Source organism: Pseudomonas sp. R4-39-08 (assembly GCF_003852275.1).
GTDB lineage: Bacteria > Pseudomonadota > Gammaproteobacteria > Pseudomonadales > Pseudomonadaceae > Aquipseudomonas.
The window spans coordinates 1,190,587-1,212,621 of the sequence record NZ_CP027733.1 but is presented as its reverse complement, the minus strand read 5'-3'; the positions used below and the strand labels follow the sequence as shown (position 1 = coordinate 1,212,621).

14 protein-coding genes and 1 pseudogene are annotated in these 22,035 nt (G+C 59.7%); 4 read left to right on the top strand and 11 right to left on the bottom strand.

What is annotated here, in order from left to right; all coding sequences use genetic code 11:
• Positions 1-37 precede the first annotated feature (37 nt).
• Positions 38-1,450: an amino acid permease gene (locus C4J88_RS05315; RefSeq protein ID WP_124369782.1), complete on the bottom strand. Its 1,413-nt coding sequence runs from the start codon at positions 1,448-1,450 to the stop codon at positions 38-40.
• Positions 1,451-1,827: 377 nt separating this feature from the next.
• On the opposite strand from C4J88_RS05315, the gene C4J88_RS05310 reads away from it, so the two are divergent.
• Both C4J88_RS05310 and C4J88_RS05305 read left to right on the top strand, forming a co-directional pair.
• Positions 1,828-4,998, top strand: a complete 3,171-nt coding sequence (locus C4J88_RS05310) for a transglycosylase domain-containing protein (RefSeq protein WP_124406384.1) — start codon at positions 1,828-1,830, stop codon at positions 4,996-4,998.
• 62 nt (positions 4,999-5,060) lie between these two features.
• A complete protein-coding gene (locus tag C4J88_RS05305; RefSeq protein ID WP_124406383.1) occupies positions 5,061-10,154 on the top strand; it encodes an NEL-type E3 ubiquitin ligase domain-containing protein in 5,094 nt (1,697 codons plus the stop codon).
• 48 nt (positions 10,155-10,202) lie between these two features.
• Here the strand turns inward: C4J88_RS05305 and C4J88_RS05300 are convergent, their stop codons facing one another.
• From C4J88_RS05300 to C4J88_RS05265, 8 genes and pseudogenes are all read right to left on the bottom strand, one after another.
• The gene (locus tag C4J88_RS05300; protein ID WP_256659090.1) at positions 10,203-11,429 is read right to left on the bottom strand and encodes a hypothetical protein; all 1,227 of its coding nucleotides are present in this window, start codon (positions 11,427-11,429) and stop codon (positions 10,203-10,205) included.
• 65 nt (positions 11,430-11,494) lie between these two features.
• Complete coding sequence (locus C4J88_RS05295) at positions 11,495-12,220, bottom strand: molecular chaperone (RefSeq protein ID WP_124406382.1); 726 nt, start codon at positions 12,218-12,220, stop codon at positions 11,495-11,497.
• A 25-nt stretch (positions 12,221-12,245) separates the two neighbouring features.
• A complete protein-coding gene (locus C4J88_RS05290) occupies positions 12,246-12,755 on the bottom strand; it encodes a CS1 type fimbrial major subunit (protein WP_124406381.1) in 510 nt (169 codons plus the stop codon).
• Positions 12,755-13,492, bottom strand: coding sequence for a molecular chaperone (locus C4J88_RS05285; RefSeq protein ID WP_124406380.1), 738 nt, complete (start codon positions 13,490-13,492; stop codon positions 12,755-12,757). The genes C4J88_RS05290 and C4J88_RS05285 overlap by 1 nt, the downstream gene beginning before the upstream one ends.
• Before the next feature lie 11 nt (positions 13,493-13,503).
• A complete protein-coding gene (locus tag C4J88_RS05280) occupies positions 13,504-14,793 on the bottom strand; it encodes a hypothetical protein (protein ID WP_256659089.1) in 1,290 nt (429 codons plus the stop codon).
• A 2-nt stretch (positions 14,794-14,795) separates the two neighbouring features.
• A complete protein-coding gene (locus tag C4J88_RS05275; RefSeq protein ID WP_256659088.1) occupies positions 14,796-16,022 on the bottom strand; it encodes a hypothetical protein in 1,227 nt (408 codons plus the stop codon).
• A gap of 5 nt (positions 16,023-16,027) precedes the next feature.
• Positions 16,028-18,552, bottom strand: a pseudogene (locus C4J88_RS05270) (CS1-pili formation C-terminal domain-containing protein).
• 122 nt (positions 18,553-18,674) lie between these two features.
• The gene (locus tag C4J88_RS05265) at positions 18,675-19,166 is read right to left on the bottom strand and encodes a CS1 type fimbrial major subunit (RefSeq protein WP_124365970.1); all 492 of its coding nucleotides are present in this window, start codon (positions 19,164-19,166) and stop codon (positions 18,675-18,677) included.
• Positions 19,167-19,682: 516 nt separating this feature from the next.
• Between C4J88_RS05265 and C4J88_RS05260 the strand changes: the two genes are divergently transcribed.
• Both C4J88_RS05260 and C4J88_RS05255 read left to right on the top strand, forming a co-directional pair.
• Entirely contained in the window at positions 19,683-20,231 is a 549-nt protein-coding gene (locus C4J88_RS05260) for a PadR family transcriptional regulator (RefSeq protein ID WP_124406379.1), read from the top strand.
• The gene (locus C4J88_RS05255; RefSeq protein ID WP_124406378.1) at positions 20,228-20,995 is read left to right on the top strand and encodes a siderophore-interacting protein; all 768 of its coding nucleotides are present in this window, start codon (positions 20,228-20,230) and stop codon (positions 20,993-20,995) included. Before C4J88_RS05260 ends, C4J88_RS05255 begins: the two co-directional genes overlap by 4 nt.
• A 164-nt stretch (positions 20,996-21,159) precedes the next feature.
• Here C4J88_RS05255 and C4J88_RS05250 read toward each other — a convergent pair whose 3' ends face one another.
• Together C4J88_RS05250 and C4J88_RS05245 are read right to left on the bottom strand one after the other, a co-directional pair.
• A complete protein-coding gene (locus C4J88_RS05250; RefSeq protein ID WP_124406377.1) occupies positions 21,160-21,780 on the bottom strand; it encodes a Pr6Pr family membrane protein in 621 nt (206 codons plus the stop codon).
• A 4-nt stretch (positions 21,781-21,784) separates the two neighbouring features.
• Complete coding sequence (locus C4J88_RS05245; RefSeq protein ID WP_024073644.1) at positions 21,785-22,018, bottom strand: VF530 family DNA-binding protein; 234 nt, start codon at positions 22,016-22,018, stop codon at positions 21,785-21,787.
• Positions 22,019-22,035: the final 17 nt, after the last annotated feature.

Here is a 22,035-nt window from a genome sequence, read left to right as displayed (position 1 = left end):
CTCCCACATTGGTTTTGCGGCGCCATCGGGCAAGCCCTCAGGCTGCAGAACGCACCGCCCCATTGGTCGGCTGCAACTTGAACACGTAGAACAACACCGTCAACAACACCAGAAACGCAGGCCCTACATACAGCGCTACGCGGGTGTCCGGGAAGTAAGCCATCAGGCCCACCACCAGCACCAGGAACGCCAGCGCCAGGTAGGAGCTGACCGGGTACAGCCACATGCGGTACTTGAGGCCCGCCTGCTCGGCCGGGCTCAGGCCTTTGCGGAATTTGAGCTGGGCCAGCAGGATCATCAGCCAGGTCCAGATCGCGCCGAAGGTTGCAATGGAGGTGACCCACACGAATACCTGGTCCGGCACCAGGTAGTTGAGCAACACGCCCAGCAGCAAGGCAAAGATCGACAGCAGCAGCGCTTTGCGTGGCACGCCATTGCTCGAGGTGGTGCCAAACGTCGCGGGCGCCTGGCCGTTCTGCGCCAGGCTGTAGAGCATGCGCCCGGTGCTGAAGATGCCGCCGTTGCACGACGACAGCGCGGCGGTGATCACCACGAAGTTGATGATGCCCGCTGCGGTCTTGATACCCAGGCGCTCGAACGTCATCACGAACGGGCTGCCCTGGGTGCCGATTTCATTCCATGGGTAGATCGACAGGATGACGAACAACGCGCCCACATAGAACAGCAGAATGCGCCAGAACACCGAGCCGATGGCGCTGGGGATGGTCTTCTGCGGGTTGCGCGCTTCACCGGCGGTGAGGCCGATCATCTCTACGCCAAGGTAAGCGAACATCACCATCTGCAACGACATCAATACGCCTTGCACGCCGTTGGGCATGAAGCCGCCATGGGTCCACAGGTTGGAAATGCCCAGCGCCACGCCGTCATTGCCGAAACCGAAAGCGATGATGCCGACGCCGCCGATCACCATGGCAATGATGGTGACGATCTTGATCAGCGCGAACCAGAATTCGAACTCACCGAAGGCCTTGACCGCGATCAGGTTGATGGTGCCCATGCTGATCAGCGCCGCCAGGGCCCAGATCCAGCGCGGGGTGTCGGGGAACCAGACGCCCATGTACACCGCCACGGCGGTGATTTCCGCGATGCAGGTCACCAACCACAGGAACCAGTAGTTCCAGCCGGTCAGGAAACCGGCCAACGGGCCGAGGTAGTCCTGTGCATAACGGCTGAAGGAACCGGCGACCGGGTTGTGTACGGCCATCTCGCCGAGGGCACGCATGATCACCAGGATGGCCAGGCCACCGATGATGTAGGACAGCATGATGGCCGGGCCGGCCATTTCGATGGCCTTGGCCGAGCCGAGGAACAGGCCGACACCGATACAGGCACCGAGGGCCATCAGGCGAATATGCCGTTCACCCAATTCGCGTTTGAGCGGGCCGCCTGAAGCGGTCTCGCCATGGGGCAGTTGGTTGCCGACTGGCATAGGGATACAACCTCATCTTGTTATTGGATTGTCCGTCGAGTTTCCACGGTGCGAGCCGGTAAGCCTGCGCCCTTGTTGAAACCGGGGCCGCCTCATGGACGGGCCCGTCTTGCCAGGCAAGATCAACGGGGCGTGCAGTATAAAAAGCCCGGAGTAGGGCCTTTCACTATAAAAACGAGGCAATTTAGGGGAAGCATGGGTCAAAATGCAATTTTACAGGAGCATCTGACCTGCATCGGGCGACAAAACGTCGCGGAGGCGCCACTGCAGATCCGCCGGAAAATTCCTACACTCAAAACACAATTCCCTCACACCCAGCCATCAGCGACTAAACTTCGGGCAAGTCCGATCTATCTGCGTGAAGGGATCAATCGACTATGGGCGCACTGTGGCAAACCGAATCGAGCAAGGCTGCGAAAGTACATGGCAGTTCGGACCCAGCGCCTTTATCCAAAAATAAACCCCGGCCTCGTTACGCACGGCGCCTGTTCTGGTTGATTGTGTTGATGGCGCTGGCGGCCCTGGGGTTTGCCGTCGCCAAGGAGCTGCGCACCTCACGCCTGCAGGCCCAGGAACTCAGCCGCCTGGCCCGTGACCTGACCTATCGGTTGGAGCCCGGCCCCAGCCCGGCAATCGCCTATCCCGGCGCCGGCCCCTTCGACCGGCGTCTCGGTTACAGCGACCTCGGCACGTTCCTGCCACGCTTGCTCAAACGCGGTTATGTGATTGAAACCCAGGCGCGCTTTTCGCCCGAATTGATGGACTACAGCGCCAAGGGCCTGTTCGTGCCCTACGCGGAAAAAATCCAGGCCGGGCTGTCCATCACCGACTGCCGCGCCGTGCCGCTCTACCAATACAACTATCCGCAACAACTGTACGAAAACTTCGCCGCGATCCCGCCGGTGGTGGTCAACAGCCTGCTGTTCATCGAGAACCGCGACCTGCTCGACCCGGCTCAGCCCGAAGCCAACCCGGCGGTGGACTGGCCGCGCTTCGCCAAAGCGGCCTGGTCACAAGTGGCCAGGCTCCTGCATTTGCCCGGGCAGACCGCCGGTGGCAGCACCCTCGCGACCCAGCTGGAAAAGTACCGTCACTCCCCCGACGGCCTGACCCTGTCGGGCGGCGAGAAACTGCGGCAGATGTTTTCCGCCAGCGTACGCGCCTACCAGGAGGGTCCGCAGACCTTGCAGGCACGCCGCAATATCGTGCGCGACTACCTTAACAGCGTGCCGTTGTCTGCCGTGCCCGGTCACGGTGAAGTGCATGGCCTGGCCGAAGGGTTGCGGGTGTGGTACGGCGCCGACTTCAACCGCACCAACGCCCTGCTCGCCGACAGCAGCACGCAAAACCTCGGGCAAAAAGGCCTGGCCCTGCGTGAAGTGTTGTCATTGATGATCGCCCAGCGCCGGCCCTCGCACTACCTGTCCAAGGGCCACGCCGAACTGGCGACCCTGACCGACAGCCACATTCGCCTGCTCGCGCAGAACGCGGTCATCGACCCGGCCCTGGCACAGGCCGCCCTGGCCAGCCAGGTGAGCTATCGCGATTGGCTGCAACAGCCGACGATTCAACCGATTGAAACCAACAAAGGCATCAGTGTTGCCCGCAGTCGCCTGGCCGCCCTGCTCAATCGCCCGCTGTACGACCTCGACCGCCTGGACCTGTCCGCCACCAGCACCTTGCAGGATGACTTGCAAACCCAAGCCACCACCTACCTCAAGCACCTGGCCGACCCCGCCTTCGCCGGGCAAATCGGCTTGCTCGGCCCACGCCTGTTGACGCCCGCCAGCACCGCGCAAGTGCGCTACAGCTTCACGCTCTATGAGATGACCGCCGATGGCGCACGGGTGCGGGTACAGACCGACAACACCGACCAACCCTTCGATATCAACGAGAGCAGCAAGCTGGAACTGGGCTCCACCGCCAAGCTGCGGGTGCTGACCACCTACCTGCAAATCATCAGCGAACTGCACGAGCGTTATGCCGACCAGCCCCCCGCCGAGCTGAAAAAGATCAGCGTCGACGAGCAGGATCGCCTGTCGCGCTGGGCGGTGGATTACCTGGCGCAAAACCGCGACCGGAGCCTGCCGAAGATGCTCGACGCGGCGCTCGAGCGGCAATATTCGGCCAGCCCCGGCGAACGCTTTTTCACCGGTGGCGGCCTGCATCACTTCAATAACTTTCGCAACGAAGACAACGGGCGTAACCCCACGCTGCGCGAGGCCCTGCGTGAGTCGATCAACCTGCCGTTCATTCGCCTGATGCGCGACCTGGTGCGCTACAGCACCTATCAGGGTCCCAACAGCAGCGCCGAGTTGCTCAAGGACGACAGCGACCCACGCCGCCAGGAGTACCTGGCGCAATTCGCCGACCGCGAGGGCACCACCTTCCTGCTGCGCTTCTGGAAGCGCTACCGCAACAAAGACACCCAGGCCCGGCTCGACACCTTTCTCGACAGCATGCACCCCACCGCCATGCGCCTGGCCGCGGTGCACCGTTATCTGCTGCCCCAGGCCAACCAGGACAGCTTCAACCGTTTCGTGCGCGCGCACCTGCCCACCAAGGCCCCGGAAAAACTCACTGATGAGCGCCTGGCCAAGCTCTACAAGGATTACGGTCCCGGCGCCTACGACCTGCCGGACCAAGGCTATATCGCCAAGGTCCATCCACTGGATTTGTGGCTGCTCGGTTACCTGCTGAACCACCCCGACGCCACCTTCACCCAGGCCGTCGCCGCCAGTGAGCACGAACGCCAGGAAGTCTACGGCTGGCTCTTCAAGAGCCGCCACAAGAGCGCCCGCGACAGTCGCATCCGCACCATGCTGGAGATCGAAGCGTTCCTGGATATTCATCAACGCTGGCAGGCTGTGGGCTACCCGTTCGATCACCTGGTGCCGTCCCTGGCCACCGCCATTGGCAGCTCGGGAGACCGCCCGGCGGCCCTGGCGGAGCTGGTCGGGATCATTCTCAATGACGGCGTGCGCGAGCCGACCGTGCGTATCGACAGCCTGCACTTTGCCGCCGGCACCCCGTATGAAACCCGCCTGGTCAACAACCCGGACCGAGGCAAGCGGGTCATGCCCAGTGAAGTCGCCAACGCCTTGCGCGAGGCGTTGTCCCAGGTGGTGGATGCCGGTACCGCAAAACGTGTGGCCGGCAGCTTCAAACTGGCTGACGGCACACCCCTGGCCATGGGCGGCAAGACCGGCACCGGCGACAACCGCATCGAAGCAATCGGTGCCGGCGGGCGCCTACTCAGCTCCAAGGCGATCAACCGCACCGCCACCTTTGTGTTCTATATCGGCGACCGCCATTTCGGCACGCTGACCGCATTCGTCCCCGGCGCCTCGGCCCAAGGCTTCACCTTCACCTCGGCATTGCCGGTGCAAGTGCTCAAGGGCATGGCGCCGCTGCTCGGCCCTTATCTGCAACCCGGCAGCCGGACGCAGTGCCAGCCGGGGGAGCCCGGCACATTCAGTGCACAAATTCTGCATTCGCACACCGAACAACCCGCACATTTCAGTCCCAACTTAGCTGCAATATATTGAACGTTTGTTCTTGATTTCGACGGATAGGCTAAGCACTCGAGCCACTTAACGAGTTCAACTTGATGCCTATACGTTCACTGCCTTCCAGCACGCCTGCGCGCGCCTATAAAGGCCCTCACTATGACTTGATCAAACAAACAATTCCCAACTGGGTTGCCACGACCTCCCTGGCCCGGGCCCATCAGATGAGCGCCGCCGACCTTTCTCGACTGCCCGCTTACACCCGCGCCCTCCCCGCAGAGCATCAAGCCCTGCAGGCGGCCAATGCTGAAGGCTGGCGGACGCAAAACGCCGTGGACCGACAACTGCGCGACATACAGGACGTGTATGCCTTTGCCGAACCCCTGCTGAAACAAGCCATTCTGGAAAAGTACCACCTTGACCTGGACGTCAAAGCTACGTTTCTGCACCTGTATATCGCCAAGAAACTGCCTTGGTACGCCCACAGTTTTTTCAAGGGCGTGACCGGCCGCAAGGTGTCATTGCTCGACGCGGCCTTGCAGAACTTTGCCGTCGGGGAATCCTTCGAAAGCGACTCCAGCTATATCACCCGTCCCGACTACCGTGGCCACTTCCAGCCCCTGGCGTTGAGCGACACGATGTCCATCCCACAGTTCAAGGCCTTGTGCCGTGAACTGGACCTCGGCGCACGTTATCAACAACACCTGAACAACTACTTGCTGCCAACGGACCTCAGCGCTCGCACCACCTTGAAAAACCAGGTCATCGCCAGCCAGAAAGCCGCGCTCAAGGCGGCGGCACACCTGGCTTGCCTGCCCACCGACGGCCAACAGGTCGCGGACCTGAGTGCCGCGGCCTACCACGTGTTGATGCGCGCGTTGCGCGGTGAACGGGGCGTGATGCGGTTCTATCAACTGCACATCCTCGATGCTTCACTGAGCGGTATCCTGCTGATCGCCGCTGACCTGGATCGGGTTTCCAGCGCCTCGAAACTGATCGCCTACATCCCCCATGACCCCGAGAGTCCCGTCAAGGAGTACACCTCCAGCCTTGCGTTCATGCTCGACCTGACCCGCAAGCTGCAAACCAATGCGTCGATACCATCTCGCCAGGGGCAAACCTACCAACAGTTCTTCAGCCAGTTTGTCGACCATAATCAACGCGGGCATTTCTTTGCCGGACTCAATCAGCGGCTCTCCAACGTTCGGTGGCACCCGGCGCAGCCACTGGACCCGCGCCCTCAATGGCGGGAAGCGCCGCTGGACAATCCCAAACTGCACTTCTCCTCGCCCGCCATCGAGGGCGATCTATGGGAATACCGCTACCAGCAATCCTTCAACAAGATATTCAACGACGCACGCAGCATCGCGGTGCCTACGGCCGACGCCGACAGAGCAGAGCGCTGGGCCTGGTGGGACAACTTCACAAAAATCCTCTCGGATATTTTCAATGTCGCGCTGCTGGTCATCACTCCGTTCGTGCCGTTCCTCGGCGAGCTGATGCTGGCATACACCGCCTACCAACTGACCAGCGATGTGATCGAAGGCGTGGTAGACCTGGCCGAAGGGCAGTTTATAGAAGCCGCCGAACACCTCGTCACGGTCGCAACCGATACGATCCAACTGGGACTCTTCGCCGTCGGTGGAGAAGTCGCGAGCGCGTTCAAACGCTCGCTCTTCGTCGACAATTTGCGCGCGGTTGAAGTCGACGGGCAACAGCGCCTGTGGAACCCGGACCTGGCGCCTTACGCCCACGACAACCTGCAGCTGGCGAGCGATTCTCAGCCCGATGAACTGGGCCTGCATACGCACCAGGACCAGAAAGTCCTGCCGCTGGATAACCGGCACTACGTCATCGAACACGACACCACCCACCACACCCATCGCATCAAGCATCCCACCCGTCCCGACGCCTATTCACCCAGCATCGAGCATCACCCCAGTGGCGCGTGGGTCCATGAAGGCGAGGCCCCCAACACCTGGGACAGCGAGACGCTGCGTCGGCGCCTCGGGCCTGCGGTGGAGGACCTCAGCCCCGCCCAACTTGAACAGGCCTGCCAGACCAGCGGCACCCACGATGACGCCTTGCGCATGATGTACGCCCAACGCGACACCCCACCGCCGCTATTGGCCGACAGCCTCAAGCGGATAAAGCTGCGCCAGCAACTCGAAAGTGCGCCGCAGCAGGTTCGCACCGGGGCCAGTGCGGACCTGCCGACCAACTGGACGGTGCAAACCACCACCGAACTCCAGGGTTGGCCGGCAAACAAAGCCATCCAGGTGTTCATCAACAGCGACTTGACCGGCCACTCCATCGTCTACGGCGCCACTGACGCCAGCGCTGCCAACACTTTGCGCCTCAGCTATCAGGCTGTGGAAGCCGGCCAGTGGTTCGAACGGGTCATCGCGTTCCTGAGCGACACCGAGCGGATGGCCTTGCTTGCAGCACCCGGCGCGCAAACCCTGCCCGAACCCGTCATGGCGCTGCGTGAGCGCCTGGCCAATGAGTTGGTGCAGCAGAACACCAGCGTGTTCAACCACCTTTACAGCACCCATGAAGCGCTCAATACCCCCCAGGGCCGACTGATTCAACAGCAGTTTGCGCTATTGCCCAAAGACCTGGTGACCACATTGCTGCTGCGCACCTCGCCACAAGAGTCGAGCGTGATGAGCCGTGAACGGCGCATCCCCTTGCGCCTGAAAAACCTGGCCCGGGAACTGGCCAATGAAGTCCGCGCCAGCCATGCCAGTGAAGGCCTCTACCACGACGCCTTGCTGACCCCGGACACCGAGCGCATGGCCCTCAATATCGTGCGCCTGCACACCGATGCCCTGGGCGACTTGAACATTGCCATTCACGATCAGACGCCCAGCGGCAGCCTGCGTTGCCAGGTGGGGCCGGTCGACGCGGGCACGAAAAAAATACTCCTGTACAAGGGCCAGGGGCGTTACCAACTGCACGATGCGTCGCCTTCCACCCCGCCGCCGCAGTACAGCTTTTATGAAGCGTTGTTGCGCGTGGTCCCCACGGACACGCTTGACTACCGGCCAGGTCAAGGCGCGAACTTCAAGGAATGGCTCAAAGCGCAACTGGCGCCACCGGCCGAACGCCGCAGCGTGATAGCGGACAGCCCGCTATCCCCGGCTGAGCAGCGCACCACACAACACTTACTGCAAAAACCCATGTGGGGGGCTTTCCGCCGATGGGTCCTGAGGCAACCCCCACAGCCGCCGACCCCTCGGGAAACGCTGATGAAGCTGTGCCCGCGTTTGACTGAGGAACAGATCCAGAAAGTGCTGCCCCGCCTGAGCACTATGCAAGGCGAGCAACTGCTCGGCACACTTGAAGCTGACCATGCGACGCTGCACGAAGACATGAACAGGTTCCGCAAAAAACCACTCGTAGACCCCATGGCAAGCACCGATCAAGCCCTGCTTGAAATACACACTCGAAACCAGGTCATCCATGGGTTGACTGCCTGCTGGGAAGACGGTGCCTACCTGCGCATGCAACCGATGGAAGCGAAAACCCGCGGTACCCTGCTGGACTTGAACGGGCTGGCCCTGGGTCTTCACCTGGAACGCCTGGGACCACTGCGAGCAGACTTCAGTCATGTCACCCGCTTGAAGCTCAGCGGCTCAGCGCTGGGCGATCGCGAATTACCCTTTCTCGATAATTTCCACAACCTGCGCAACCTGGACCTGTCGGCCAATCGTCTCGACAAAGTGCCGTCGCAGATACTGCCCATGAACGGCCTGACCGCCCTGAACCTGGGTGACAACCCTATTGCATGGTCGCCCTCCGACCACGCCACGCTTAAACAATGCCCACAGTTGCGCGCGTTGAATCTGGAAGGTAATACCCGCCTGGAAACCCCACCGGATGTCAGCCAAATGCCGGAGCTGCGCCTGCTGGTACTCAATAGAACCGGTATCACTCAGTGGCCGCAAGGGCTGGAAAGCCCGAGGCCCGCTCTGCTGGAACTGGACCTGAGAAACACGGCGATCAACACCGTCCCCGTGTTTGCGCCAGAAACTCCCGCCGCCAGGATTGTGGCCAACAGTTGGCTGGATATGACCAGGCTTGAATTCGAGGATGAACAACGCTTCGTCAGTTATCGCCGGGCCCAGGGGATCGACCCTTACCGCACCACGCCTCGCGGCGGTAAAACCGACAGCCAATTCTGGATGGTTGGCCTGACACCTGAACAGCGCAACACGGCACAGAAGGTGTGGGACGAGGTGGAAGCGGAACACGGCTCCCAGGGTTTGTTCGAGGTGTTCAGACTGTTGCAGCCGCCTGCAGGTTTTCAAACCGAAATCGATGCGCAGTTGTTTGAACAAGGTCGCGAGGACCTCTCCCAGCGAATCTGGCAGGTGGTGTTTCGTGCCTATGAGAACACCGGGTTTCGCGAGCGGGTATTCAGTTTGGCCGGCGCACCGTCCCTGTGCGCAGATGCCGGGGCCCATACGTTCAACCGCATCGGCGTGGAAACCCTGCTGGAAATCATCCGCAATGACAACAGCCCTCACCTCGAACGTCACCTGGTGACACTGGCCAAACAGACCTGGCGCCTGGAGCAGATCAACCAAATCGCCCACAAGGAAATCCAGCATCGCATCGCGCCAGAAAGCGAGGGCGGATTGGGCCAGGCGTTTGGCAGCGGTGAAAACCAGGTCGATGACGTGCAGGTGTACCTCGCCTACCAAACCGGGCTCAAACGCCGTCTCGACCTGCCGTGGCTGTCCGAACACATGGTCTACCGCAACACGGCCGGGCTGACTCAAGAGCACCTGGATACTGCGGTGCGCCAGGTTATCGAGCTGTCCCAGGGCGACGGCCTGGTCAATGGCATTCTTGAGCAACCGTTCTGGGCCGACTACCTGCATGACGCCCATCTGGAAGCGTTCAAGGCTCAAGCCGAGAAACGCACACACGCCGGCAGCCAACTGGAGGATCTACGGGATGCCCACACGCAATGGATCGGCGCCGAGGTGACGCCTGAGCGCAAGGCACGTTTGCGCGAACAGCTCATCACGCTGGCCAATGAACTGACGATCCCCCATACCGTGGTGCTGGCCGAAGAACCCTTCTCCGATGCCACCGTGCAACGGCTTTACAGTGACATCCAGGATGACTACAACGAATTGGCGCGCCGTTTGACGCGACAGGCACTGCTGGACGCGTACGAATAACCGAACGCGTCACAAGCCACTGCCGGTCACTGTTTCACCCGCAGAGCATCACACCTCGGAATCCCAGATCACCGTGACCATGCCCGAATAGGTACTGCCCGGCTGCTTGAGCATGTCGGCCACGTCATCCCTGGTCACCTCAAAGTGCAGGGTGCCTGGCCGATCATTGACGTAATAGCGCGGATGGAACAGCTCGGTACCGATGCCGTCGAGGCGCAAGGGGCGACGGCTGACCGCCTGATCGTCCTGACCGGCCAAGCCATAGGGCAGGCTGACGGCAACCTGCACGGGTACCTCATCGCCATTGTTATTGCGCAAACCACAGGTATTGCCTGCAATAACGGAGCATTCAAGTTGCATCTTGAAACGCGAACTGGCGGCGATCACAAAGGTTTGATCGCGAAACAACCGCGACGGCGTACGTCCATGATTGAGCCAGTTTTGCCACCCCCCCTGAGGGACCAACTCGATGCGGTTACCCCCCGCAGGGATATCGACCTTGAGGGCATGTACCACACTCAGGACAAAATTGAGCGTCACCGTGTCGATATTGGGGCTCAGTTCATCCCCCATATCAAAGTCCATGCCCCTGCCAATGGTGTAAGACAACGTGCCACGGTACTCACCGGTCTGCATGGTCAACGGGTTGGGGGTACGCAGTTCATACGCATAGTCGAGCCCGCTCCAGCGAAAGTAAGGAATCGTCACCGACGGCGTCCTTGCACATGCCCCGGCGCCCTCGGGCGTCAGCCAGAAAAACTGGGCATAGGCGGCACCCGCCGCGAGAAAGTTGGTACTCGCGCAGGGAGCCGGGGCGGAATGCCACGCCGACTGCCAGGGCACCCCTGGGCGCGCCCAGGCACTCACCCCCGGCGGATGAGACATATTCCAGCTGCCACCGACACCGGCAATGCGCATCTGCACGATTTCTGTGTCGCCGGACCCGTGGACCACCTCCACATCCCGCCAACTGGAAGGCACTGTGAGCATGAAGCCTTGTCTCGGGTCTTCATGGTTCGCTTCAATCCCCCTTCCCGTAACGAACGCAAGCTGTGGAAGCCTGAGGCTGAAAATACCCAGTTGCTTGCAACGGGCGGCCATCCACAGAGCGCAGACGCCCGCCTGGGGCGTTTTATTCTCAAACTGGTTGACCATCGGGTTGGATGGATCGGGAACGAACGTCGCCCGGATCTCCTGATCCGCAGCCTGTGCAGGCCACGAAAATACGCTGGCTGCCAGCATCAGCGCGACGGATAGTTTTTTGCGTATGGGCATGACGTTACCTACTTTGTTATTCACCTGACCGAGGCCTACACGTACAGGTACTGGGCCGCGACGATTCAGCCCTTTACTTCCACAATCCTGTCAGTCCCGCCTTCCACCACATGAAAGCGATACACGCGCCCGGCCTGTTTCTCGAAACTGAACACCCGCCCCGGGAAGATGTGGTTTTTGGTAGTGGGTGCACAATCGGTTCGATTGCTGGCCGAACAGTCCTTGAACTCATCCACCACCACCACCGTGTTGCCGGCGTTGCGCAAGGTGTAGTTGCGGCCACCGTTTTCGATCCGAGTGTCATAACGGCTGTCCTTGGGCCGCACGAAAAATACCGTGCCGTAGCCGGCCATCACCCGCACGCCGCCCGCGATCTTGTCCTCATAAGCCTTGCGCTCCTCTTCCGTGGCCAGGAACTCGTCGTCTTTCTCAGGCGCCACGGGCAGGTAGCGCACCCGGAAGTAACGCTCGCGATCACGTTCGCCCATAAACACAAAACGCGTGTTCTGCATGCCGGTGGCCGGCACGATCAGGCGCGCCGGGCTGGCGATCAGAGCGTCCGACTGGTTCTTGATCGGGACTTCGTCATACGTGCCGTCAGGCTTGTAGAGCATCTCGGTCACGCTGATCTTGACGAAGGCGGTACTGGTGCCGCCATTGAATATGCGCTTGAGGTAGTTGTTTTTATCGCCACTCAAGTAGTCGTAAAAATCCCCGACATGAATGGCCGGCCCGGCCTGGACATTGACGGACCACAGGCAGCACACCAATACAGCAGATAGATATTTCATAAGCACCTCGCTAAATCGCTCGACATCACGGCCTCACCGCATCAAACAGCAGATGTACGCTGCCAAAGTATTCACCCGGCGTATAACCGCCCTCAGGCTCTACCGCGGCAATCTCCAACAACACCCGTTTACCGGCACGGGCTTCGGCTTCCGGCACCACCAGGGTTTCGTCCAGGCTCAACACCTGGCCGTTGAAGGTGACGTTCAACGCAATCGAACGAGGACCGTTGGACAGGACGGGCGCCTGGTTCAGGCGCGCCGCAATGCCGCCGCCGCTGTTCTTCACATCGAAGTGTTCACGTAGCGGTTTAAGGGTGCCCGGCACCAGTTGCCAGGCCATTTCCTGCTCACGCTCCAGGAATCCGGGGTTGATCGGCAGTACATAAAAGTCGCGGGTGGGAATGGTCACGGACACGTCGAAGACCTGCACTTCGCGAATGGCCAAGGCCTGGGCACTGAGCAACACCCCGATCACCAACAACATCCCCAGGACGACCTTGCGGAATTTGCCCGCATGGGCTCTCTCATTGACCATCAGCCTTTGACCTCATGTGTGTTTTTCTCGCCGCCCTCGATCAAGGTAAAGCGGTAGGTACGACCGGCCTGCTTGGTAAAGCTGAAATCGCGACCGGGCAGGATGTGGCTCTTGGTAGTGGGTTGGCAGTCCTGGGGTTCAGCGGTGGAGCAGTCCTTGAACTCATCGACCACCACCACGCTGTTGCCCGCGTTGCGCAACCCGTACTCGCCCTCACGCTCTTCGGTGCGCGTGTCAAACCGGGTGGTTTTGGGGCGCACGAAAAACACCGTGCCGAATCCCGCCAACACCGTGACGCCTGCCGACAGGCTGTTTTTGTAGGCCTCGCGATCGTCGCTGGAGACGCCAAACTCATCGTCTTTTTCGGGCATTACCGGCACGAAGCGCAGGCGAAAATAACGCTCGCTTTCGCGCTCGCCCAGGTACAGCAAGCGTGTGCTCTGCATGCCATTGGCCGGTACGATCATGCGCGCCGGGGTGGCCATCAGACCGTCCCGGGCGGTGTTGTCGGCGTTGCTCTTAAGCTCCACTTCCTCAGACGTGCCGTCAGCGTTGTAGACAATTTCCATCACCGCGACCTTGATAAATGCCGTGCTGTCGCCGCCATTGAAGACACGCTTGAGGTAGGTGGTTTTATCGCCGTCGAGGTAGTCGTAGAACACCCCGACATTGATATTCGGCGCGGCCTGTGACAGCGGCAGCCAGCAGAGCGCGCACAGCGCGAATAGATGTTTCATGGACATATACCTCAAAGCTCCGAATCCCAAACGACCGTCACCTGCCCCGAATAGGTGGTGCCTCCCCGCGCCACCATCGTGTCGGCATGTTCTTTCTTGACCTCAAAGTGCAGCGTTCCGGGTCGACGGTTGACGTAAAAGCCTGGCTGGAACAGCTCGGTGCCGGCACCGCTCAACAGCAACGGCTGGCGAATGACGCCGGCGCCATCGCCACGGCTCAGGCCGTGGGGCAGGCTCACGCTGATATCAACGGGCACCTCGTGGTCATCGCCATTTTTCAGCGCGCAGGTGTCGCCGATCACGCGTTCACAGGCCAGCTGCATCTTGAAACGCGAAGACGCGGAGATGTTGAAGGCCTGGTCGCGGAACAATCGTGAAGGTTTTCGGCCCTGGTTCAGCCAGGCTTGCCAGCCGCCTTGCGGGACCAGTTCGATGCGGTTGCCGCCTGGGGGTACTTCAACCTTAAGGTCGTGTTGCACATTCAGCGTGAAGTTGAAGGTGATGGTGTCATGGGAGGGGGCCATTACGTCGCCAAAGTCGTAATCGCCACCAGGGCCCATGCTGTAGGTTATCCCCCCAATGTACTCACCGCTGGACATTCCCAATGGGTTGGGGGTTCTGATTTCGTATGCGTACTCCATCGTGGAGAAGCGCAGTGAGGGCAGGTCCACCGAGGGTTGGCGACTGCAGGTACCTGCACCTTCGGGGGTCAGCCAAAAATACGAAGCCGCGATAGTGCTTGCTACAAGATGTCCAGTGCGTCGGCAAGGGCTGGGGGCATTTATCCATTGGCTCTGCCAGCTGGCTCCCGGTTGCGCCCAGGCCGACACACCCGGCGGCCGAGGAACTACCCACGTCATCCCGATACCGGCGATACGGATCTGCACCGTCTCGGTTTCTCCGGTCGCGCCGTGCGTGACTGACAAGTCACGCCAATCGGACGGCACCTTGACCATAAACCCCTGCCGCTCATCGTCGTGATTGGCCACGATGGGGGCATTGGAGAACGCCGCAAAGGCTTGGGCCCTGAGACTGAAAATATTCAACTGCTTGCATTGGGCAGGAATGTGGGCTGCACAGATAGAACTTTGGGGCGTGGTGTTCTCGAACTTGTTGACCATCGGATTGCCAGGGTCCGGACGGAACACTGCCGTGATATTTTGAGTAATACCGAGCGCCGACGCACTGAATACACTGCTCCACAACCCTGCCAACAACACCCTCAATACATTTTTTTCAAGCAGACTTTTCAGACATACGGATTTCATTGGATAAACACCTCCTGGTTCCGGTAATGGCATATCTAGAGTTCTGAATCCCAAACGACCGTCACCTGCCCCGAATAGGTGGTGCCTCCCTGCGCCACCATCGTGTCGGCATGTTCTTTCTTGACCTCAAAATGCAGCGTTCCCGGGCGGTGATTGACGTAGAACCCTGGCTGGAACTCCTCGGTACCAGCACCGCTCAAGAGCAAAGGTTGACGATCAACGCTGGAGCCATCGGGACGAGTCAGGCCGTGGGGAAGGCTTACGCTGATATCCAGGGGGACCTTGTGGCCGTCACCGTTTTTCAAGGCGCAGGTGTCGCCGATTACACGCTCGCACTCCAACTGCATCTTGAAACGCGACGACACGTAGATGTGGAAAGTCTGATCGCGGAACAACCGCGCGGGTTTGCGGCCCTGGTTCAACCAGGTTTGCCAGCCGCCCTGAGGGACTAGCTCAATACGATTACCGCCCGCAGGAAGCTCGACCTTAAGGGCGTGCTCCACGTCCAGAACGAAGTTGAGCGTTAATAGGTTGTCGTCGGGCAACATGACGTCACCCATGTCGAAGTCCTGGCCAGGGCCGATCAGAAAATTATGAGTCCCCTCATAAGTGCCCGATAACATACCCAGAGGGTTCGGTGTGATCAGTTCATAGGAAATACTCAAGTTCGAGTATTTGAAGTCAGGGAGGATGTGCGTAGGGCGCTTGAAGCAAACACCGGCGCCTGGAGGTACCCGCCAGAAAAACCCGTAATAGTAAGCGTTGCCATACCCTACGCCGCCATATTGACACGGGGATGGAGCATTGACCCAGTTGCCCCCCTCCCATGTACCCTCATGCAGTGGCTGCGTCTGTTCATGGGCTCCGCCTATACCGCTGACCCGCAACAGAACCTGCTCTGTATGCCCCTTTTCCCGGTGTCGGACAGTCACAGCCGTTAACGAAGAAGGGACCTGGAACATCGGCCCGTTACGTATCTGGTCCAAAGGCTGAATCGGAACGACGGCGTTGAAGTTGATCGGAAAATTGATGCTGAACACCCCATTTTGACAATACGTCGGGTGATCACGGCAATACCCTCCAGGCGGCGTGGTGTTCTCAAACTGGTTCACCATCGGGTTGCCGGGATCCGGACGGAACACTGCCGTGATCTCTTCAGTAACGCCTGGCGCCGACGAGCTGAACAACAGGGCCGCTGCCACGGCCACAACCTGACTAAACAGTGCGCTCATGGTTTTCATGCGGATGAATGGTCTCGTCATGACATTCAACCGGCGGTCTGAGCGTTAAGGGTGGAATCGGCCAAGGTGTCCGGCGTGCAGCGCAGATCACCAATCATCAGCACATTGTTTTCGCTGGGCGCTTTGGACGGATCAAGACGGAACTGGCACAGCAACTGATTGTTGTGGCGCACTTCCAGGGTCGGCGAGCTGGCGTTCATCTCCAGGGAGAAGAAACCATCCACTTCACTCACCCCACGGGTGGCGTGGTTGATGACGTGATGGCCCTTGAGCGGTTTGCCCTGCGGGTCGACCAGGCGCCCGAGGACGGTCACGGTTTGCATCACGTTGACCTTGAGGTATTCCACCCCGCCCTTGTTCAGGTGGTAACTGACACGGTGCGGCTGGATCGAGGCCGAAGGCGCGTGGTTGCCCTCGAAGTCAAACGTCACCGCGCCACCCTTGTAGGCCGTGATCGGGATAAAATTGCGCCCAATCCGCAACGCGGTGCTGCCGCCACTGAAGTCATCGGCGCGCAGGGCGATGTCGTCGATATCGGTCTCGACGTCGACAATCATTCCTGCGCCGGTACCGGAATACTGGCTGGTGAGGACCATTTTCTGGCCGCCGAGGGCGAGGGTGCTCTCCAGGTTCAAGCCACCGCTCAGCTCATTATTGAACGACGATTGCTGCACAAACGCATCGCCCTGCAGGGCTTCGGTTTCAAAGCTGGCCATGCCCGACATGCCGATGCCGTAGGTGTCGGTAATTGCCGTGGCCGAGACGCTTTGCAGCAGGTGGTCTTGCAGGTCTTTGCGATAGGTCACAGAAGCGTTGTTATCACGCGAGCCGTCCCGGGCGGTGCGCGTCCCGAGGCTGGCGGACCACTGTTCACCCGGGCCGCCGAGCGCCAGGCTGACACTCAGATCGACGCCGCGATTACGCTTGTCGCCAGTGCTGGCACTGCCCGGCCGGTCATACAAGGACAAGCGCCAGTTGGCGTCGCTGCCAAACAGATGGGTGCGCTCGCTCCAGCCCAGGTCCAGGCCAATACCTTCTACGTTACCTTCGGTGTGGGACAGTCTGGCACTCACCGAACGCAAGTTACTGAGCCGGTGATTCAGGGAAATCGAGGAGTTACTGGTCTGGCCGACAAACACATTCACCTGGCGAATGCGCGTGCCATCGGGCAGGTATTCGTAGGTGTTGCGGGTGTCCAGCCAACTGCGGGTATGGTTAAACACCACCGTACCGGCGCCATAGTTATAGAGCCCGTTGAGGTCGACACCGGTGCCGTAGTTGTCGGTCTGGTAGACGTTGGCGTACACGCTGGCGGAGCTGGCCAGCGTCCAGTCAATGGAGGTGCCGTATTGCATGCGGTCTTTAACCTGGCGCCCCGAAACGCCCAACACCACGCGCGGGTGGGCCAGGTAGTTGAGGGAAACGCCAGCGGTCGTGTCGCCACTGGACTGTTCATCCCAGTTGCTGAGCAACTTGCTTTCCTGGCCGGCAAATACGTTATAGCGCCAGCGGTCATCGTTGTTGCGCCAGTTGTTGGGCTTGTAGACCAACTCCTGGGTGGTGTTAGTGACCTGGCCGTCTTCTATCAGGCGCACTTCGACCTCATAGATCCCGCCGGGCAACGGACGTGTATCCAGGTTCTGCAGGCCACTGGTGACGGGCTGGGTGTTGATCAACAGGCCATTGCGATAAATCTCCACCGAACCCTGGCGGTTGGCGGTAATGGCAATCGGATAGATGCTGGCCTTGGGGTTGTTGATCATCAAGGTGTCGGAGCTGCCGTACATCACGCCGATGGCGGTGTCGGGGCTGGCGCCGAAGGTGCGCAGTTGCCGGGTGAGACCCTCGGCATTGGGCGTGAAATAGCCCAGGCGCAGGAACTGGCCTTCCAGTTCGCGCTGGGTGTAGAGCGAGTACACCGCATGGTTGAGGGCGTCGTTATCGGGGCCGCCGAGGCGCGAAAACTGCGCGTTCAACACCTGGCTCCAATTGCCCAGGCTGCTGCTGGCGTCAATCCCAAAACGCCCGCCCGTGTCCTGGCCCTGGCCGCCGTTAAGGTTCAGTTGGTTACGCACAATCAGGCCTGCGCTGCCCTCGTGGGGAAGCTCGTGGTAACGCCGGCTTTCGGTGTCGCGCTCGGCGTTCTCGGTCAGCAGTGAGACCAGGGATTTTTCCAGGTTGTAGTGCACGGCCAGCAACTGGTCGGGGCAATTACTCTCGCAGGCGCCCAGTGGCACTTGCTGCTTGAGGTATTCGGCCCAGCGCTCACGTTCATCGTCCTTGACCGGGCTTCCTTCATGGTCGTTAAACGAAAGCAGGGTCAGGGTGTCTTCACGAGACAAGACAATCATTGCCTCCCCTACGAACTCTTGGTCACGCTCAACTCGAACGGCCAGGGCACATCGAAAAAGTGCTCTTCAAAGTCCGCCGGCAAACCCTTGGCCTGAGCCAGCAAACTGCGCGGTGTTGTGCCATCGGCCACTGGAGCAGCTAACGCACCCGCACAAAACAACAGGGCAAGCGCTGCCGCGATGGGAGTCATCGGGAACATGAACGGAATACTCTGAATACGGATTTTCAACACAATAAAGGCCGATCAACCGACAGGGACACTGCCTGTTGATCGGTAATCGCTACCCAATAAAACGACGCTTACGGGTCAACTTATTGCGCTCACAGGGTGACGCGAGGCTCGTGGTCGAAGACCACGGTGAAGTTGGTGGTGAAGAGACCCGCATCCGTGTCGGCAGGTTTGGCTGGAACAATAACCAGGTCAGCCTGGGTACCTGGAGTGGAACTGGCATCATCGACAACTTCCAGCGGCGAGCCGGTCAGGGTGACGCCGTTGAAGGAAGTGGCCAGGGCAATGGACGCAGTGCCGTTGCTCAGGGAAGCTGGACCGCCTTCGATGTAAGCCTTGATCGAACCGTCGGTATTTTTCACCGCGTAGGTTTCGCGCAGGCTGCTCAGGTTACCGGTCACGGTGTTGTAGGTCATGGTCTCATCGCGACCGAAGTCCGGGTTGAGCGGTTGTGCATGGAACTGTTTGGTAGGAATGGTTGCCTTGATGTTGATGACGCTGGTGGCTTCACCGGCGGCAAAGACGCTGGAAGAACCGAAGGCCAACATAACCAGTGGCAGTACGAAAGCAGTTTTCTTGAGCATTATCAGGTACCTGTATATCGCATAAATTGAGTTGAAAGCTCGATCAGCTTGCAACTTTCTCACGTATTTAAAGAGCACAGCTTTGCAGATCCGACTGTGTCTTAAGACGCAGGCATATCTTCCACCGAATTAAAAACAAAGTAAGCCAGAGCCTTCTCTAAAGCATGTAGCCATAGGCCATATGACCAGTGAGACAAAAACAAAAAAGCTAAATAATGCCATCAGCACCTGTAATACATGTCCTACAAAGACACTATAAACTCATGACTTACGCGCGCTAAAAACCCGGACTGTCAGAAACGTATTACATGGCGATATAACGAGGCTTAATTAAACATCCAATTAGAGTATTAACTCAATCTTTTAATCCTGGCTTAGTTTTTTAATAACTCGGTATGTTCGTCATTACCAGTCCGTCATCGCCTTTGGCGGCCGCCGAACCGCTCATCGGAGAAGGCCTTTACGCAGGATAAGATATATCTTACGTTGTATCTTGATTTTTCAGAGAACACGACAATGAAAGACCCTCATTCCCACCGCGCAACCGCTAGCGGCCGCGACATCTTTGACAAACGCTCCAGCCGCGAACGGGCCGAGCGTGGCCCGCGCGTCTTTGCGCCGGGTGATCTGAAATTGCTGCTACCGGCGCTGATCGCCGAAATGCCCTGCCACGGCTACGACCTGATCCGCCGGATCGAAACCTTGTTCGACGGCGCCTACAGCCCAAGCCCCGGGGTGATCTACCCCACGCTGACCTTTCTCGAAGAAAGCGAATTGATCACGGGCGACGCCGAGGGCGGAAAAAAACGCTACACCATCACCGATGCAGGTCGTCTGTTATTGAGCGAACAGGCGGTTGCCCTCGAAGGCATTCGCATGCGCATGGACGTAAGCAAACGCTCGCTGCGCGGCCACGACCGGCCACCGGAAATCCACGAGGCGGTGCACAACCTGCGCCATGCCTTGCATTCGCATCACGGGCGCTGGAGCCCGGAAGAAATCGCGCGGGTCGCGGCGCTGCTCAACCGCACCGCACAAGCCATTGCCGACGGGATAGACCAATGAACACACAAGCCATTCACCGCGTGACCCACGACGTCAAACGCCGCCGCCTGCAGGTGCTGCGGGTGGTGGACATCACCCCGCGCATGCGCCGCATTACCTTGGGCGGCCCGGAACTGGCGGGCTTTGTCAGCCTGGGCAGCGATGATCACATCAAGCTGCTGTTCCCACAGAACGCCGCCGAACAAGTGGCCCTGGAAAGCCCGACGTTCACCATCAAGGGCGACGGCCCACAACCTGCGATGCGCGATTACACGCCACGGCGTTACGACCTGAGCATTGGCGAACTGGTTATCGACTTCGTGCTGCACGGCGATGGCCCTGCGTCTACCTGGGCCGAGCAGGCGCAAGTCGGCCAGCACCTGTATATCGGCGGGCCACGGAGTTCGATGATCGTGCCGGATATCTTCGACAGCTACCTGCTGATCGGCGATGAAACCGCCCTGCCCGCCATCGGCCGGCGCCTGGAAGAACTGCCCGCCGGGCGCAAGGTGCTGGCGGTGATCGAGATTGCCGATGCCGCAGAGCAGCAAGTGCTGGAGAGCGCGGCGGATGTCGAGATTATCTGGGTGGTGCGCGGCGAGGCAGACCTGCTTGAGGTCGTGCGCAACCTGACGTTGCCCGGCGGAAAGTTGTACAGCTTTGTCGCGACCGAAACCAAGCTGTCGCGCCAGGTGCGGCGGGTGTTGCTGGATACTCACAAGGTCAATGAGGAGTACCTCAAGGCCGCGGGTTACTGGCGGGCAGAAGGCAGTGAAGAAGATTAAACCTGAACTCGGTCAAAACTGTGGGAGGGGGCTTGCTCCAATGCCAGTCAGTTAAGGCTTTTTGTAGGAGCGAGCTTGCTCGCGAAAAACGTCCAGGCAACGCGTTCATTCTGGATAAACGCGGGGCCCTTGAGTTTTTCGCGAGCAAGCTCGCTCCTACATATTCAGGGTGATTTGAGGCGGTTATCCAAGACCACCACTGCCAGCGCAATCAGTAAGAACCCCAGCAAAATCCCCCCAGCATTCACGAACACTTGCGGGTAACCCAGGCTGCCCACATCCATGAACGGGTATTGATACTGCCCCAGCAAATGCCCGCGCAGCAGCACATAGGCGAAGTACACCAGGGGGTAAACCACCCACCCGGCAATGTGCTTGAACCGCAAGGTGCCCTTGGGCACGCATCGCCACCAAAAAATCAGAAACAGCCCCGGCATCACGTCGTGCAGCAATTCATCGGCAATGAATTGAAAGCCCTCGGGGCTCCATAAGTGCCGCAGCAACAGGTTGTAGGCCAGGCTTACCACGACAATGCTCGCGGCAATACCACTGCTGATACCCGGCGCGAGGAAAAACCGCTTGCCGGCAGATTCGCGTTTGACCAGCCAATAGCTCAGCACCACCACGACCAGGGTATTGGTCAGTACCGTGAAAAAACTGAAGAAACTGATCAATCCGCCCAGCAAGCTGGCGCCGCTGGACCAGCGCGAATACAGAATCAGGTATTGCTGAATCGCCAGCCCCACCCAACCGGCCAACGCGGCCGCCATCACAAAACGCTTCACGGGCTCAGTCCAGCGGGCGTTTGGTGCGCATCAGCTTGACGTACAAGCCTTCGACTTTTTCCCGCGCCCATGGGGTCTTGCGCAGGAAGGTCAGGCTCGACTTGATGCTGGGATCGCTCTTGAAGCAGCGGATATCAATGCGTTCGGCCAGGCCTGCCCATTCGTAGTGTTCCACCAGGGTGGTGAGGACGTGTTGCAGGGTCACGCCGTGGAGTGGGTCGTTGCTTGTCGCGGTCATGCCGGGCCTTTTGCGAG